This window comes from Streptomyces sp. NBC_01257 (assembly GCF_035917255.1).
Classification (GTDB): Bacteria; Actinomycetota; Actinomycetes; order Streptomycetales; family Streptomycetaceae; genus Streptomyces.
In genome coordinates this window covers 8,813,189-8,827,310 of sequence record NZ_CP108472.1, presented here as the reverse complement: position 1 = coordinate 8,827,310, position 14,122 = coordinate 8,813,189, and the positions used below count along the sequence as shown (strand labels likewise).

Annotated in this window: 13 protein-coding genes; 7 read left to right on the top strand and 6 right to left on the bottom strand. The window is 72.7% G+C overall.

Going from position 1 to position 14,122, the window contains the following annotated elements:
• Positions 1-10: 10 nt before the first annotated feature.
• From OG408_RS38380 to OG408_RS38370, 3 genes are read left to right on the top strand one after another with little or no spacing between them, the layout of a single operon-like run.
• On the top strand, positions 11-376 hold the full coding sequence (locus OG408_RS38380; RefSeq protein ID WP_285565524.1) for an ArsR/SmtB family transcription factor: 366 nt from the start codon (positions 11-13) through the stop codon (positions 374-376).
• A complete protein-coding gene (gene mgtA / locus OG408_RS38375; RefSeq protein ID WP_442806109.1) occupies positions 369-3,065 on the top strand; it encodes a magnesium-translocating P-type ATPase in 2,697 nt (898 codons plus the stop codon). The genes OG408_RS38380 and mgtA overlap by 8 nt, the downstream gene beginning before the upstream one ends.
• A complete protein-coding gene (locus OG408_RS38370) occupies positions 3,062-3,598 on the top strand; it encodes a GNAT family N-acetyltransferase (RefSeq protein WP_326674119.1) in 537 nt (178 codons plus the stop codon). The genes mgtA and OG408_RS38370 overlap by 4 nt, the downstream gene beginning before the upstream one ends.
• A 16-nt stretch (positions 3,599-3,614) precedes the next feature.
• On the opposite strand, the gene OG408_RS38365 is transcribed toward OG408_RS38370, so the two are convergent.
• Positions 3,615-5,099: an LCP family protein gene (locus OG408_RS38365; protein WP_442806108.1), complete on the bottom strand. Its 1,485-nt coding sequence runs from the start codon at positions 5,097-5,099 to the stop codon at positions 3,615-3,617.
• Positions 5,100-5,292: 193 nt separating this feature from the next.
• Here OG408_RS38365 and tatA point away from each other — a divergent pair, with 193 nt between their 5' ends.
• Both tatA and OG408_RS38355 read left to right on the top strand, forming a co-directional pair.
• Positions 5,293-5,499 carry a Sec-independent protein translocase subunit TatA gene (gene tatA / locus OG408_RS38360; protein WP_285565527.1) on the top strand — a complete coding sequence of 69 codons (207 nt, stop codon included), beginning with the start codon at positions 5,293-5,295 and terminating at the stop codon, positions 5,497-5,499.
• 100 nt (positions 5,500-5,599) lie between these two features.
• Entirely contained in the window at positions 5,600-6,175 is a 576-nt protein-coding gene (locus tag OG408_RS38355; RefSeq protein WP_285565528.1) for a TerD family protein, read from the top strand.
• A gap of 80 nt (positions 6,176-6,255) precedes the next feature.
• Here the strand turns inward: OG408_RS38355 and OG408_RS38350 are convergent, their stop codons facing one another.
• On the bottom strand, positions 6,256-8,361 hold the full coding sequence (locus OG408_RS38350) for an MMPL family transporter (protein WP_326674118.1): 2,106 nt from the start codon (positions 8,359-8,361) through the stop codon (positions 6,256-6,258).
• A gap of 81 nt (positions 8,362-8,442) precedes the next feature.
• Between OG408_RS38350 and OG408_RS38345 the strand changes: the two genes are divergently transcribed.
• Positions 8,443-8,952, top strand: a complete 510-nt coding sequence (locus tag OG408_RS38345) for a MarR family winged helix-turn-helix transcriptional regulator (RefSeq protein ID WP_285565530.1) — start codon at positions 8,443-8,445, stop codon at positions 8,950-8,952.
• 18 nt (positions 8,953-8,970) lie between these two features.
• On the opposite strand, the gene OG408_RS38340 is transcribed toward OG408_RS38345, so the two are convergent.
• The 4 genes from OG408_RS38340 to OG408_RS38325 form a co-directional block, all read right to left on the bottom strand.
• On the bottom strand, positions 8,971-9,399 hold the full coding sequence (locus tag OG408_RS38340; RefSeq protein ID WP_285565531.1) for a DUF742 domain-containing protein: 429 nt from the start codon (positions 9,397-9,399) through the stop codon (positions 8,971-8,973).
• A gap of 17 nt (positions 9,400-9,416) precedes the next feature.
• Positions 9,417-9,851 (bottom strand): roadblock/LC7 domain-containing protein, encoded by a 435-nt coding sequence (locus tag OG408_RS38335; protein WP_285565532.1) that lies wholly within the window; start codon positions 9,849-9,851, stop codon positions 9,417-9,419.
• Complete coding sequence (locus OG408_RS38330; protein WP_326674116.1) at positions 9,848-12,418, bottom strand: sensor histidine kinase; 2,571 nt, start codon at positions 12,416-12,418, stop codon at positions 9,848-9,850. Before OG408_RS38330 ends, OG408_RS38335 begins: the two co-directional genes overlap by 4 nt.
• 68 nt (positions 12,419-12,486) lie before the next feature.
• Entirely contained in the window at positions 12,487-13,356 is an 870-nt protein-coding gene (locus tag OG408_RS38325; protein WP_326674114.1) for an MHYT domain-containing protein, read from the bottom strand.
• A gap of 159 nt (positions 13,357-13,515) precedes the next feature.
• Here OG408_RS38325 and OG408_RS38320 point away from each other — a divergent pair, with 159 nt between their 5' ends.
• Positions 13,516-14,115, top strand: coding sequence for a class I SAM-dependent methyltransferase (locus OG408_RS38320; protein WP_326674112.1), 600 nt, complete (start codon positions 13,516-13,518; stop codon positions 14,113-14,115).
• Positions 14,116-14,122 lie beyond the last annotated feature (7 nt).

Genomic DNA, 14,122 nt, shown 5'->3' with positions numbered 1-14,122 from the left:
GAGTACAGAAGTGTCGACAGATACCGGCGGCGGTTTCCAGGACCCGCCCGCGGACGTGCTGGCGCAGGCCGCCGCCGCCTTCGGTCTTCTGGCGACCCCTGCCCGGCTGCACATCGTCTGGGCACTGTCCCAGGGCGAGAGCGATGTGACAGGCCTGGCCGACCGGGTGGGCGGCACGCTGCCCTCGGTCAGCCAGCATCTGACGAAGCTGAAGCTCGCCGGTCTCGTCCGTTCCCGCCGCGAGGGCCGCCGCCAGGTGTATCTGGTCGATGATCCCGATGTGGTGACCGTCGTGCGGCTGATGGTCGGACAGCTTGCGGAACGGGCCGGGTATCCGCCCGCGCAGCCCGCGCGTCTCCGTGAACTCGGTGCCTGAGAACGCTGCCGCTGCGGGACCCGGAGGGACCGGCGAGCGGTCGGGCGTCGTCGTGCCGATGCCCGGGGCCGGATCCGCGCCCCCCGTTGCACGGCCGCCCGCGGTGCCGACCTCGCTGCAGGTCCTGCGCTCCCTCGGCAGCGGGCCGCGCGGGCTGCTGGAGCCGGAGGCGCAGGAGCGGCTGACCCGGTTCGGCGAGAACACCTTCCCAGCCCGGCGCCCGGTCGCGTGGCCGCGCCGCTTCCTGCGCACGCTGCGGGACCCTTTCACTTCGGTCCTGCTCTGCCTGGGACTGGTCTCCGCCGCGGTTTCCGCCTGGGGCACGGCCGCCGTGATCTCGGTGCTCGTCGTCGTCAGCTGTCTGCTGCGGTCCACGGAGGAGCACCGGGCCGACCGGGCGACGGCCGCGCTGCGCGAGCTGGTGGCGACGACCGCGACCGTGCTGCGTCGCAGCGGCCCGGATGCGGCGGCGCAGGCCCGCGAAGTGCCCGTCGGGGAGCTCGTACCGGGTGATGTGGTCCGGCTTGCCCCGGGCGATCTCGTACCCGCCGATGTGCAACTGCTGCGGGCGAGCGGCCTCACCGTGCACCAGTCGGCCCTCACCGGGGAGTCCGCCCCGGTGCCCAAGCATCCCGTGGACGACGGTGCGCTGCGGGCGACCGGGCCCCAGCCCGTGCCCGACGGTGCGGAGGGCGACTTCGCGGAGCGCCGGCTGTGCTTCCAGGGCAGCAGTGTGGCCTCGGGCAGCGGCACGGCGGTGGTGGTGGCGACCGGTGGGAACACCCGGTTCGCCGCCGCCTACGAGCGTTCGGCGCGCCGGCGCGGCGCGAGCGCGTTCGACCGCTCGGTGCAGGGGATCTCCTGGACCCTGATCCGGTTCATGCTGATCACTCCGCCCCTGGTGCTGATGGCCAATGCCGCGCTGCGCGGACGGGGTCTGGAGACGCTGCCGTTCGCGGTCGCGGTGGCGGTCGGGCTGACGCCGGAGATGCTCCCGGTCATCGTCACCACGGCGCTGGCCCGGGGGGCTTCGCTGCTCGCCCGTGACCATGCGGTGATCGTGAAGCGGCTGCCCGCGCTGCACGACCTGGGCGCGATCGATGTGCTCTGCCTGGACAAGACCGGCACCCTCACCCAGGACCGTCCGGTCGTGGACCGGGCGCTCGGACCGGCGGGTCAGCCCGATGCTCCGGTACTGCACTGGGCGGCCGTCAATGCACTGTGGACGTTGCAGCTGGCGGATCTGCCGGCGCCCGACGCGCTCGACGAGGCCGTCCTGGACGCCTGGGACCAAGAGGACGGCCCGGAGGCGCCGCTGCTGCCTGCCGAGGAGTACGACGCGGTCGCCGTGCTGCCGTTCGACCCGGTGCGCCGGCTCGCCACGGCGGTCGTCCGTGTTCCCGGCCGCACCGGCACCCATGTGCTGGTGACGAAAGGGGCGGTGGAGGCCGTCCTGGAGCGGTGCGCGCTGGAGCCGGCGGAACGGGAACGGCTGGACGCGCTGGCGGCCCGCGAGGCGGCCGGCGGTCTGCGCCTGCTCGCCGTCGCCCGGACCGAGCGGCCCGCCCGGCTCGGCGCGTACACCCCGGCCGACGAGCGCGGACTGACGTTTCTCGGTTTCGTGACCCTGCGGGACGCGCTCGCACCGAGCGCGGCCGACGCGCTGGACGTCCTGGCCCGGCGCGGTGTGACGGTGAAGGTCCTGACCGGCGACCACCCGGGCACGGCGGCCCGCGCCTGCCGGGACCTCGGGCTGGACCCGGGGCTGGTTGTCCCGGCAGAGGGCATCGACGCGCTGTCCGCCGAACAGCTCGCCGAGACCGCGGCACGGACGACGGTCTTCGCGCGCTGCACCCCCGCGCACAAGGCCCGGATCGTCGACGCGCTGCGGACCTCGGGACGCACTACGGGTTTCCTCGGCGACGGGGTCAACGACCTGCCGGCGCTGCACGCGGCCGATGTCGGTCTCTGTCCGCGCAACGCGGTGGACGTGACGCGCGAGGCCGCCGACGTCGTCCTCGCCGAGAAGGACCTCTGCGCCATCGATCACGCCATCACGGCGGGCCGTCGCAGCAGCGGCAACATCGCCACGTACCTGCGCATCACACTGTCGTCGAATCTCGGCAACGTCATCGCGATGCTCGCCGCCGGTCTCCTGCTGCCCTTCCTTCCCATGCTGCCGGCGCAGGTGCTGGTGCAGAACCTGTGCTTCGACGCGGCGCAGTTCGCGTTCGCCTTCGGCCGGCCGGCGCCCTCCGTCCTGCGTCGGCCGACGGTTCTGCGCCCGGCGGACTTCCTGCGCTTCATCACCGGGTTCGGGCTGCTGAACGCGGCGGCCGACCTGACCACGTTCGGCGTGCTCGCCCTGGCCCTGCACGGTTCACCCGCGGACGGGCAGGCGGCCTTCCACTCCGGCTGGTTCACCGAGAACCTCCTCACCCAGGCCCTGGTGATGCTCCTCCTGCGCACCGGCCGGCGGACCGCGGAGGGACGCGGCGGCCCGCTGCGGGCGGCGGCCGGTCTCGCGGTCGTCGGTGTGCTCCTGCCGCTCACCCCCCTCGGCCCGCTGCTCGGGATGAGCGCCCTGCCGCCGCTCTATTACCTTTTGCTCGCCGGCGTACTCGCGGTGTACGCATGCGGTCTCCGCTGGGCGCGCAACCGCTACGAGAGGAATCGAGGGATCTCATGACCACGGTGGCTGCCGGACACACGGACGGCGGATCGGGTCCCGGCCGGCCGGTGTCGGTACGCCGGGCCACGATCGCCGATGTCGGGGCGCTGGTGCGGATGCGGGCGCTGATGCTGGCCGACATGGGCATGGACGTCGGGGACGACACCGCCGCCTGGCGGGCGGACTCCGCACGGTGGTTCGCCGACCGCATGCCCCGGGCGGACGAGTTCGCCGCGTTCCTCGTCGAGGACACGGAACTGGGCGTGGTGGCGTGCGCGGTGGGGGCGTGCGACGTGCACGCGCCGAGTCCGTCGAATCCGGCCGGGCTGCACGGACACGTGTCCAATGTGAGCACCGATCCGCGGCGGCGCAGGCTCGGATACGCCCGCGCCTGCGTGGACGCGCTGCTGACGTGGTTCCGTCAGGAGACCCGGGTGCCGGTCGTCGGTCTCAACGCGACGGGTGACGGGGCCGGGCTGTACGAGTCGTTCGGGTTCGCACCGCCCGCGAACCCGTCACTCCAGCTGCGGACGGCCCGGCCGCCGGCCTGAGCCGTCCGCCGCGTCCTCAGCCGTACGAGACGTCGCTGCACAGGTCGTCGTCGGCGGAGCGGGCCCCGTCCGCGACGCCGGACGGCACGGTCTCGGGCTTCGGTGAGGTGGGGGCGGCCGAGGGACTGGCCGCGTAGTCGCTGCCCACGATCACCTGGATTCCCGCATTGTCCGACTGGGTGGTCCGCGCGCCCGCGAAGAGCCGGGCCGTGGTCTCGGCCTCGTCCTTCAGCCCGGGTCCGTAGGTGACGACGGTGCCGGTCTGGTCCTGGGAGTTCGCGGTGGCCGTGCCGGTGACGGTGAAGCCGTGCGCGCGCAGGAGTTCGGCGGCCCGGGCCGCCAGTCCGGTCACGGTGGTGCCGTTGTAGACCGCCACGTCGATGCCCCGGCCCGAGACGGGTCCGGTGGGAGAGGGCTTGCCCGGTGCGGGTGCCGCGCCCTTGCTGCGGGACGTGCCCGCCGCGTCCTGGCCGTCGATCGTACGGTCGGCCTTCAGCGCCGCCCACAGCGCGTCCGCCTCCGGTTCCACGATGGCGACGCGGGCTCCCTCGTAACGCCAGGGGACGGTGACGAACTTGGTGTTGTGCAGGTCGATGTTCTTCATCGACAGGGCGAACTTCAGCAGTTTGTCGGCCGATCCGAGTCCCGGGTCGACGGTCATCGCGTCGGTGGCCGCGTTGGCCAGCGGGAGCAGTGTGGTGGGGTTCAGGCCACGCGACTTCACCCTCTTGACCAGGGAACCCACGAAGGCCTGCTGCCGCTTGATGCGTCCTATGTCGGAGCCGTCACCGATGCCGTGGCGGATCCGTACGTAGTCGAGCGCGCGCTGTCCCGACACCCTCTGGGGCCCCTTGCCGAAGACGAGTTCGCCGCGGGTGGGGCGCTTGGGGTTCAGGTCCCGCTGGTAGACGTCCTGCGGAAGGCAGACGGGGACGGCGCCGACGGCCGAGGTCAGCGCGGAGAAGCCGGCGAAGTCGACGACGACCGTGTGGTCGACGCGCAGGCCGGTGAGGTGTTCGACGGTGTTCTGGGTGCAGGCGGGATTGCCCTCCGCCGTCTCCCCCACCGAGAAGGCGCCGTTGAACATGACGTGCTGCTGGGGGGCCGTCCAGTCACCGCCGGGCTTCTTGCAGGCCGGGATGTCGACCAGCGAGTCGCGGGGGACGGAGACGGCGACGGCGTGCTTGTGGTCGGCGTAGACGTGCAGCAGGAACGCGGTGTCGGAACGGCCGACCTCGCCCGTGCCCCCGCCGAGTCCGCTGTTCTCGCCCGAGCGCGAGTCCGAGCCGATGACCAGGACGTTCTGTCCGGCGGATGTGTCGGGCGGCCGGTCGCCGGAGATCCCGTCCGCGCTGAACGTGTCGATGCTGCCGGTCAGTTTGAGGTAGCCCCAGCCCGCCCCGGCGACCAGCAGGACGAGGAACGACAGCCCGAACATCGCGGTGCGCCGCAGCCGGCCTCCCCGCCCCGGGACCACTGCCCCCTTGTGACTGCCTGTCATCGACCACCCCGTTCGTCCGGCTGCCACGGGGGAGAGCCGACGCCCGCCCCCCATGGTTGTACAGTTGCGCAATGTAGCAAGTGTTGGTGTCCGTGTGGATCAACGGCCCCGTCCATCGTCGGTCCGATCCCCTGTCCACGAACGCCTGCTGGAAACATTGACCGGAACACACCTGAGAAAGGGCGTACCGCACATGCTGCGCAACGGCCTCGAACCCTGGCACCTGTTGATCGTGGCGATCGTCGTGCTGGTGCTGTTCGGCTCGAAGAAACTGCCGGACACCGCCCGCGCCCTGGGCAAATCCATGCGGATCCTGAAGAGTGAGACCAAGGCCATGAAGGACGACGCGCCGCAGCAGCCCGCCGGCGGCGAATCGCGCGACCACGCCACCACTTCATGACCTGCGCAACCAGGGAACCATAGGGGAAGGGCCGCCGTCCTCTTCGACGACGGCCGAAGAATCGCTGATCAACGGATCACCGGATCATTGGAGGAAGTTCATGGGTGTGACCCTGGCCAAGGGCGGTAACGTCTCCTTGTCGAAGGAGGCACCCGGCCTGACCGCGGTGACGGTCGGCCTGGGCTGGGACGTACGGACGACGACGGGCGCCGATCACGACCTCGACGCCAGCGCACTGCTGTGCTCGGACTCCGGCAAGGTCCTCTCCGATCTGCACTTCGTCTTCTACAACAACCTCAACAGCCCGGACGGTTCCGTCCAGCACACCGGTGACAACCTCACGGGCGAGGGCGAGGGAGACGACGAGTCCATCAACGTGGACCTGGCCGGCGTCCCGGCGGATGTCGCGAAGATCGTGTTCCCGGTCTCCATCCATGACGCGCAGAGCCGGGGGCAGAGTTTCGGTCAGGTGCGCAACGCGTTCATCCGCGTGGTGAACCGGGCCAACGGGGTGGAACTCGCCCGCTACGACCTGAGCGAGGACGCGTCGACGGAGACCGCGATGGTCTTCGGCGAGCTGTACCGGCACGGTGCGGAGTGGAAGTTCCGCGCGGTCGGCCAGGGGTACGCCTCCGGCCTGGCCGGCATCGCGTCCGACTACGGCGTCAACGTCTGACGCCGACACACGGCGCTCGACGTGCGCGGGCCCCGGCCCCGCCCCGTGAACTCCGGGGACGGGACCGGGGCCCGCGCAGTTCACTCCCGGGACCCCTTTCCGGCCGGGATCCGGCTGATCCGGCTCGGCCACCAGGCCCTGGGGCCGATGTCCACGACCAGGGCCGGGGCCAGCAGCGACCGCACCACCAGGGTGTCCAGCAGCACACCGAAGGCCACGATGAAGGCGATCTGGGCCAGGAACGCCAGCGGGATGACGATCAGCGCCGCGAAGGTGGCGGCCAGCACCACGCCCGCCGACGTGATGACACCGCCCGTGCTGACCAGCCCGCGGAGCACACCCTGCCGGGCCCCGTGCTCCAGCGCCTCCTCCCGGACGCGTGACATCAGGAAGATGTTGTAGTCGACGCCCAGGGCCACCAGGAAGACGAATCCGTAGAGCGGCACGGAGGCGTCGGTGCCGCTGAAGCCGAAGACGTGCTTGAAGACGAGGGCGGAAACCCCGAGCGTCGCGAGGAAGTTGAGCCCCACGGTGGCGACCAGCAGCACCGGCACCAGCACCGAGCGCAGCAGCCCCATCAGGATCAGCAGGATGATGACGAGCACCACCGGCACGATGATGCCGCGGTCGCGTTCGGCGGTCTCCTGCGTGTCGTACTGCTGCGCGGTGTATCCGCCGACCAGGGCGTCGGCTCCGGTCACGCCGTGCACCGCGGTGCGCAGGCGCTGGACCGTCGCCTTGGCCGCGTCGCTGTCCGCGTCGTCCTCCAGGGTCGCGTCGATCCGTACCCGGCCGTCGACCACGAGGGGGGCACCCCCGCCCGGACGGCCGGACGCGGTGACGGGCGCGGCCGAGGCCACACCGGGCGTCCCCGCCGCCGCGGCGGTCACCTCGTCGGCACGGCCGGCCGCCGCGACGACGACGGCGGGATTGCCCGAACCGCCGGGGAAGTGCTTGCCGAGCGCGGCCTGGGCCGAGACGGACGGGGCGTCGTTCACGAAGATCTCGTCCAGGGGCACGCCCTGCGACTTGAGGGTGGGGGCGAAGGCCGCGCAGGCGACGAGGACGAGCGTCGTGGACACCCACACCTTGCGCGGGGTGCGGTTCACCCGTGCGGCGACCCGGCGCCAGATGCCGCGCCCGCCGGTCTCCTCGTCCGCCTGGCGCGGCTTGGCCGGCCAGTACGCGGCCCGGCCGCACAGGACCAGCACCGCGGGAAGGAACGTGCAGGTGCTCAGCACCGCGCAGACGATGCCGATGGCGCCGACCGGCCCCAGCGCCCGGTTGTTGGTCAGATCGCTGAGCAGGAGCGCGAGCAGGCCCAGCGCCACGGTGGCGGCGCTCGCGGAGATCGCTCCGAAGGAGCGGCGGAGCGCGGCCAGGGCTGCGGCCGTCCGGTCGCCGTGTCCGGCGAGTTCCTCCCGGAAGCGGGCGGTGAGCAGCAGGGCGTAGTCGGTGGCCGCGCCGATCACCAGGATCGAGAGGATGCCCTGGACCTGCCCGTCCACGCGGACCAGGTCGTGGTCCGCGAGGACGTACACGACGGCGCAGGCCAGCCCGAGGGCGAGGACGGCGCTGATGATGATCAGGAACGGCAGCAGCAGACTGCGGTAGACGAGCAGCAGGATCACCAGCACCGCGGCCAGCGCCACGCCCAGGAGCAGACCGTCGATCCCCGCGAACGCGTCCTTCAGATCGGCCTGACTGGCCGCGGGCCCGGCGATCCCCACGGTCGTGCCCGCCACCGCACCGGCCGCCGCGCGTACCCGGTCGAGGGTGTCCGGCAGTGCGTCGCCCAGATCGGAGCGGAGCTGGACGACGCCGGAGAGCGCCCGGCCGTCGTCGGACGGCAGTGCGGGCGAGGGCGTTCCGACGACTCCGGGCTCCCCCGCCAGGGAGGCGAGGGCCTTGGTGGCGGCCTTCTGCCCACCGGCGGGAATCCCGTCCGCGCCGCCGGTCCACACGACGATCGCGGGTACGGTCGCCGACTGCTGGAAGGCCTTCTGGGCCTCGGCGACGCGGGTGGACTCGGCGCTGCGCGGCAGGAAGGCGGCCTGGTCGTTGGTGGCCACCTCGCCGAGTTTTCCGGCGTACGGGCCCAGCGTCCCGCCGATGCCCAGCCAGACGACGAGCAGGGCCAGGGGCACCAGCCATCGGACGATGCGGTGCCGTGATGCGGGCTTCATTGGTTCCCCATGGGTCGACGCACGACGGATATCTCTCGATCATTCATTATCTCAATGATCGAGAGATATTAGTGTAGGGGTATGCGCACCGCAGACGAGGGCCCGGACAGAGGCAGGAGCGACAGTCCCACGGGGCTTCAGTCGTTCGCCGTGCTGCTGCGCCGTATGAACAGCGAGTTCAACCGGCTCACCCATGAGTTCGCCCAGAAGCAGGGGCTCCACCCGACGGACGTGCAGGCGCTCATCGCCATCCTGGACGCCGACCACGGCGAGGCGGGATCGGCCATGACCCCGGGACGGCTTCGCGAGCAGCTCGATCTCACCTCGGGTGCGGTGACGGCCTGCCTGGACCGGCTGGAGCGTGCGGGTCACGTCCGCCGGTCCCGGGACAGCGGCGACCGCCGGGTGGTGCATCTGCACTACGCCCCGGCGGCGAAGCTGGTCGCCCGCGACTTCTTCATGCCGCTGGCCGCGAGCACGGACGCGGCCCGCCGGCAGTTCGACGAGGACGAACTGCTCGTCGTCGTCCGCTTCCTGGAGGCGATGAACGACGAGCTGACGCATCTGCGTCCCGAGGAGCGGCGCTCCTAGGCACGCTCCCGCGTCCCTTCACAGCGCCCGCAGGCCGTTGATCACCTCGCGGAGGATGCGCTCGTCGGGCAACTGCGCCGGTGGTACGGGGCGGCTGACCGTGACGTAGCCCGATTCGAGCAGGTCGCCGAGGAGCACGCGCACGACACCGACCGGCAGGTCGGCGTCGGCGGACAGTTCGGCGACCGACTGCGTCTCGGTCCGGCACAGCGTCAGCAGGGTGCGGTGCTCCGGTCCCAGCAGCGCGTCGTCGGAACTCCCGGACACGGATTCGTCGAAGGTGACGAGCGCGATCAGGTCGAAGTGCTCGCCGCCCGGGCCGGGTTCGGTGCGGCCACCGGTCATGGCGTACGGACGGACCAGCGGGCCCGCGTCGGCGTCGTACCACTGGCTGCCCGGCAGTTCGTACGGGTCGGGGGCTCCCGGGCCCTCGTCGGTCCTGGACACTGCGGTATCGGTCTCCTTCAGCCGGCTGACGGGTGCTCGGCGAGGCGCGCCGGGGTACGCAGGTGCTCGCCGACCCGCTTGACGAGCCGGGCCATCTCGTAGGCGACCAGGCCGATGTCGGCGAAGGCCGTGCTGAGGACGGCGAGGCAGGACCCCTCCCCCGCGGCGGCGACGAACAGGAAGCCGTCGTCCATCTCGACCATCGTCTGGCGCACGTCGCCCGCCCGGAAGTGGCGTCCCGCGCCCTTGGCCAGGCTGTGGAACCCGGAGGCGACCGCCGCCAGGTGCTCGGCGTCCTCACGGCTCAGCGCGCTGGACGCGCCGACCGCCAGCCCGTCGCCGGAGAGCACGACCGCGTGCCGGACCTCGCCGACCCGGGTCACCAGATCGTCCAGCAGCCAGTCGAGTTCGCCGGATCTGCGGGGCACCCCGGTCCTGTCGTTCGCGATCATGCAGGGTCTCCTTCGCCGCTCGGGCGTGGTTCGGTGGTGGTCGGTACGGGCGCCGGTGCGCCGGGGGCGGTTCCGCCGCCGCGCACCCAGCCGTCCCGGTAGGCGGTCATGCGGTCCCTGGCCTGTTCGGGGGTGCGCGGTGCGGCCGCGCCCTCGGCCGGTCCGCCGCCCGGCGGCGGCTCGGGCCGTGGCTCCTCGCGCAGTTGCGGCACGAGGCTGGCCTGCCGCACCCGGCGGGGCAGGGTGTCGTCGTCGGCGTGCTCGGCGGCGGGCGGCCGCGGCTCGCTCCTGTTCTCCGTCCGGCGGGGTCGCAGTGAGGTCACCTGGGCCCCCGCCGGACCCGTGCGGGACTCCAGGGCGGGGACCGGTACGGGCGCCGGGAAGGCCGTGTTCTGCGCCCGTACGGCACGGGGGCCGGGGCCGAACGAGGTGCGCTCGTGCTCGTCCCGGCGCTCGGCCGATGCCTTCTGCGGCGCCGTCTGCTCCTCGGCGGGGGGCAGCGCGGTCTGCAGCAGTGCCGTGGGGAGCAGGACCACGGCCGTCGTGCCGCCGTACGGAGAGGTGCGCAGCTGGACCTTGACGTGGTGCCGTACGGCGAGGCGGCTGACGACGAAGAGGCCGAGCCGGTCGCTGTCGAAGAGGTCGAGCGCCTCCGCCTGCTCGATGCGGCGGTTGGCCTCGCCCAGCAGCTCCGGCCCCATGCCGAGGCCGCGGTCCTCGATCTCCAGCGCGTAGCCGTTGCCCACGGGCTCGCCGGTGATGCGGACCTTGGTGTGCGGGGGCGAGAACTGCGCGGCGTTCTCGACGAGTTCGGCGAGCAGGTGGGTGAGGTCGGCGACGGCCGTGCCCTTCACCGCGGCGTCGGGCAGCCGGCTGACTTCAACCCGGGCGTAGTCCTCGATCTCGGAGACGGCGGCGCGCACCACGTTGGTCAGGGACACGGGCATGCGCCAGGCCCGGCCGGGTGCGGCGCCGGACAGGATGATCAGGCTCTCGGCATGGCGGCGCATCCGGGTGGTGAGGTGGTCGAGCCGGAAGAGGTCGCTCAGCTCGTCGGGGTCGTCGGCGCGCCGCTCCATGCTGTCCAGGAGGTTCAGCTGACGGTGGACCAGCACCTGGCTGCGCCGGGCGAGGTTGACGAAGACGCCGGAGATGCCGTCCGCGAGCTCGGCGCGCTCGACGGCTGCGCTGAGGGCGGCCCGGTGGACCGTGCCGAGGGCCTCGCCGACCTGGCCGATCTCGTCGTGGGAGGCCAGCCCCGGTGGCGCCTCGGCCCGGATGTCGAGCTCCTCGCCCGCGCGCAGCCGCTGCATGGCCAGGGGCAGTTTGCGCCGGGCGATCTCCAGGGCGCTGTTGCGGAGGCTGACCAGCTCCACGACGAGCGCGCGCCCGATGCGGACGGAGATCACCAGGGAGGCGGCGACGGCGACGAAGCCGAAGACGACGGCCGCGCCGGACGGGCTGAACAGCCCGTGGGCGAGGGGGTCGGCACGGTCGGCGGCGCGTTCCCCGGCACCGGTGCCGATGCTGCGCAGTTCGCCCCTGACGTCGTCGGCGGCACGCTGCCAGTCGGCGGCGCGGACCACGCCTGCGGCCGCCCGGCCGGGAGCCGCGGCGAGCACCTGGTCCTCCGCCGCCTGGATGCTGCGGTAGGCGGGCCGGGCGGTGAACGCGCGCCACGCGGCGCGTTCGGTGGCGGGCAGATCGACGCCGGCGGTCTCGGTGAGGCTGCGCCGGGTCGCCACCGCTCCGGTGAAGAGCCGAAGCGGGCCGTCCTGGAGGGTTCCGGCCCGGGCGGCGGTGTTCAGCAGGGCGTCCTCACGGGCCAGCATCTCGTCGGCGCGGGCGAGTTCGAGCAGGACACGGGCGTCGGAGCCGAGGGAGTCGTCCTGGATGCCGGTGAGGGCTCCGGAGACGGCGAAGGCGGCGGTGACCGTCGCGGTGTACCGGTCGTACACCGCGTCCTCGTCCCCTTCGGCGCCCTTCGCGGCTCCCCGGTCCGTCCGCAGGTCCTGGGCGAGGCCGAGGAAGTGGTCGAGCCGCCCGGCCACGCCGCCGGGAAGGCTGCCGGTGTCAGCGATGGTGTGGCCGTCGCCGAGCCGCAGCGCCTTGAGGGCGGTGTCGGTGTCCCCGGCGCTCTGGTCCAGGGCGGAGGCGTGTGCGCTGCTGGGATCGGCCGCCTGGACCATGGCCGCCTTGCGTTCGCTCTGCAGTGCGGCGACCGCCGCCGCCACCGGCGCCCTGACCTCGTCGTCCACCCGCTGCAACTGGCGCAGCCGCGCCACGTCCTGGGCCGCGGACACGGTGGCGAAGCCCCACAGGGCCAGCAGGGAGACGACCGGCACCATGAGCAGCGAGATGATCTTCGCCCGTACGGTCCTGGGGCGCAGCGTCCGCCGTCCGCGCGGGGCCGATATGCCCGCGGTGTGCTGCGGTCCGTCGTGCTCGGCGCTCTCGTCGGCGGGCGGTCCGGCGTGCGCGCGGCGGCCTCGGGCCGGCGGCGCCGACGGGGTGCCGGTCCGGGCATCGGAGGCACCGGTGTCCGGGGTCGTGCGGGGTGGGCGCATGGCCTCCTCGTTCCGGTTCGGAGCTGGGTGGGTGGAGTGGGTGGAGTTGGGGCGGGGCGGTCCGGTCGTCAACGGGTGCCGGCGGGTGCGGCGTCCGGGCGCTTCGGGGCGCGCCGGGGCCGGAGGTCCGGGACTCGTGCGGACGGGCCCGCCCCGGGAGCGGACACCGGGTCGGCGGGTGCCTCCGCACGCTCGGCGTGGACGTACGCGGCGCGTTCCGGGGCGGTTGGGGAGAGTGCCACGAACGCCGAGGTGAGGAAGAGGTACGAGCCGAGGCCGACGGCGAGCGGGAAGATGAACTGCATGGCGGTGGCCCCGTGGAGTGCGCTTCCCGAGGGCGTGACCTGCACGGTCACGGCCAGCATTCCGGTGTAGTGCATGCTGCTGACCGCCGCGCCCATGACGAGGGACGCGAGGGCCACGGCGCGCGTCGACCTGATGTTGAGCGCGGCCCACAGCGCGGCCGTCGCGGCGATGACCGCGATGACGACGGAGAGGACGACCCGCAGCGGGTCGTAGTGGACGGTGCCGTGCAGCCGGAGTGCCGCCATGCCGAGGTAGTGCATGCTGGCGACGCCGAGCCCGGTGGCGAACCCGCCGAGCAGCAGCGCCCTGGTCCGGTCACGGCTGTATCCGACGGCGAAGACGCCGCCGCCGACCACCACCATGGCGCCGAGCAGGCTGAGGAGGGTCAACGGGACGTTGTAGCGGATGTCGGTTCCGTACACGCCGAAACCGAGCATCGCGACGAAGTGCATGGTCCAGATGCCGGAGCCGATCGCGGACGCTGCCGTGATCAGCCAGTTGCGGCGCGAGCGCCCGGTCGTGTCGAGCGCGCGCACGGTGCAGCTCAGGCCGAGCGCGGCGCCGATGCAGGCCATCGCGTACGACAGCAGCGGTGTCAGCCAGCCGAAGGTGGCGTGGTCCAGGTGTCCCATGACTCGGGGACGCTAGTCGCGCCGGTGCGCGCGCCCCGGGCGCATTCGAAAGCTGCCGAGATATGACAGAGAGATGTTCCCCAACGATCGCACCGTGGTCGAACGTGCACACCGATTCGCGACGTTTCGTTCGGGCGGCGGCTGCGCGATCATGTCCGTATGGCCGATGACCACACACACGTCCAGGAGTTCTTCACCGCGCGCGCGGCGGACTGGGACACACGCTTTCCCGCTGACGGACCGGCGTTCGACGCCGCGGTGGCCGCCCTGGGGCTTCGCCCCGGCGATGCGGTGCTCGACGCGGGATGCGGTACGGGACGTGCGATGCCCGCCCTGCGGGCCGCCGTCGGTCCCCGGGGCACGGTGCTGGGCGCCGATCTCACCGCGGCCATGCTGGAGTCGGCGGCGCGTGCCGGGCGCGGCGGCAGCGGACTGCTGCTCCAGGCCGACGCCGCCCGGCTGCCGCTGAGGTCACGGTCGCTCGACGCGGTGTTCGCGGCCGGGCTGATCTCGCACCTGTCGCGCCCGGGACCGGATCTGGCCGAACTGGCGCGGGTGGTGCGGCCGGGCGGGGTCCTGGCGCTGTTCCATCCCATCGGCCGGGCGGCGCTCGCCGCACGGCACGGCCGCAGGCTCACCGATGACGACCTGCGGGCCGAGCCCCGCCTCCGTCCGCTGCTGGCCGGTTCGGGGTGGCACCTCACCCTGTACGCCGACGAGGACACCCGCTTCCTCGCTCTGGCCGAACGGGCCGGCTGAGCCGCCT

What these genes read in the sequence shown, in the direction of transcription:
- OG408_RS38370 (WP_326674119.1), top strand. Translation starts at nt 3,062, where the DNA reads ATGACCACGGTGGCTGCCGGACACACGGACGGCGGATCGGGTCCCGGC.
- OG408_RS38365 (WP_442806108.1), bottom strand. Translation starts at nt 5,099, where the DNA reads ATGACAGGCAGTCACAAGGGGGCAGTGGTCCCGGGGCGGGGAGGCCGG.
- tatA (WP_285565527.1), top strand. Translation starts at nt 5,293, where the DNA reads ATGCTGCGCAACGGCCTCGAACCCTGGCACCTGTTGATCGTGGCGATC.
- OG408_RS38355 (WP_285565528.1), top strand. Translation starts at nt 5,600, where the DNA reads ATGGGTGTGACCCTGGCCAAGGGCGGTAACGTCTCCTTGTCGAAGGAG.
- OG408_RS38350 (WP_326674118.1), bottom strand. Translation starts at nt 8,361, where the DNA reads ATGAAGCCCGCATCACGGCACCGCATCGTCCGATGGCTGGTGCCCCTG.
- OG408_RS38345 (WP_285565530.1), top strand. Translation starts at nt 8,443, where the DNA reads ATGCGCACCGCAGACGAGGGCCCGGACAGAGGCAGGAGCGACAGTCCC.
- OG408_RS38335 (WP_285565532.1), bottom strand. Translation starts at nt 9,851, where the DNA reads ATGATCGCGAACGACAGGACCGGGGTGCCCCGCAGATCCGGCGAACTC.
- OG408_RS38330 (WP_326674116.1), bottom strand. Translation starts at nt 12,418, where the DNA reads ATGCGCCCACCCCGCACGACCCCGGACACCGGTGCCTCCGATGCCCGG.
- OG408_RS38325 (WP_326674114.1), bottom strand. Translation starts at nt 13,356, where the DNA reads ATGGGACACCTGGACCACGCCACCTTCGGCTGGCTGACACCGCTGCTG.
- OG408_RS38320 (WP_326674112.1), top strand. Translation starts at nt 13,516, where the DNA reads ATGGCCGATGACCACACACACGTCCAGGAGTTCTTCACCGCGCGCGCG.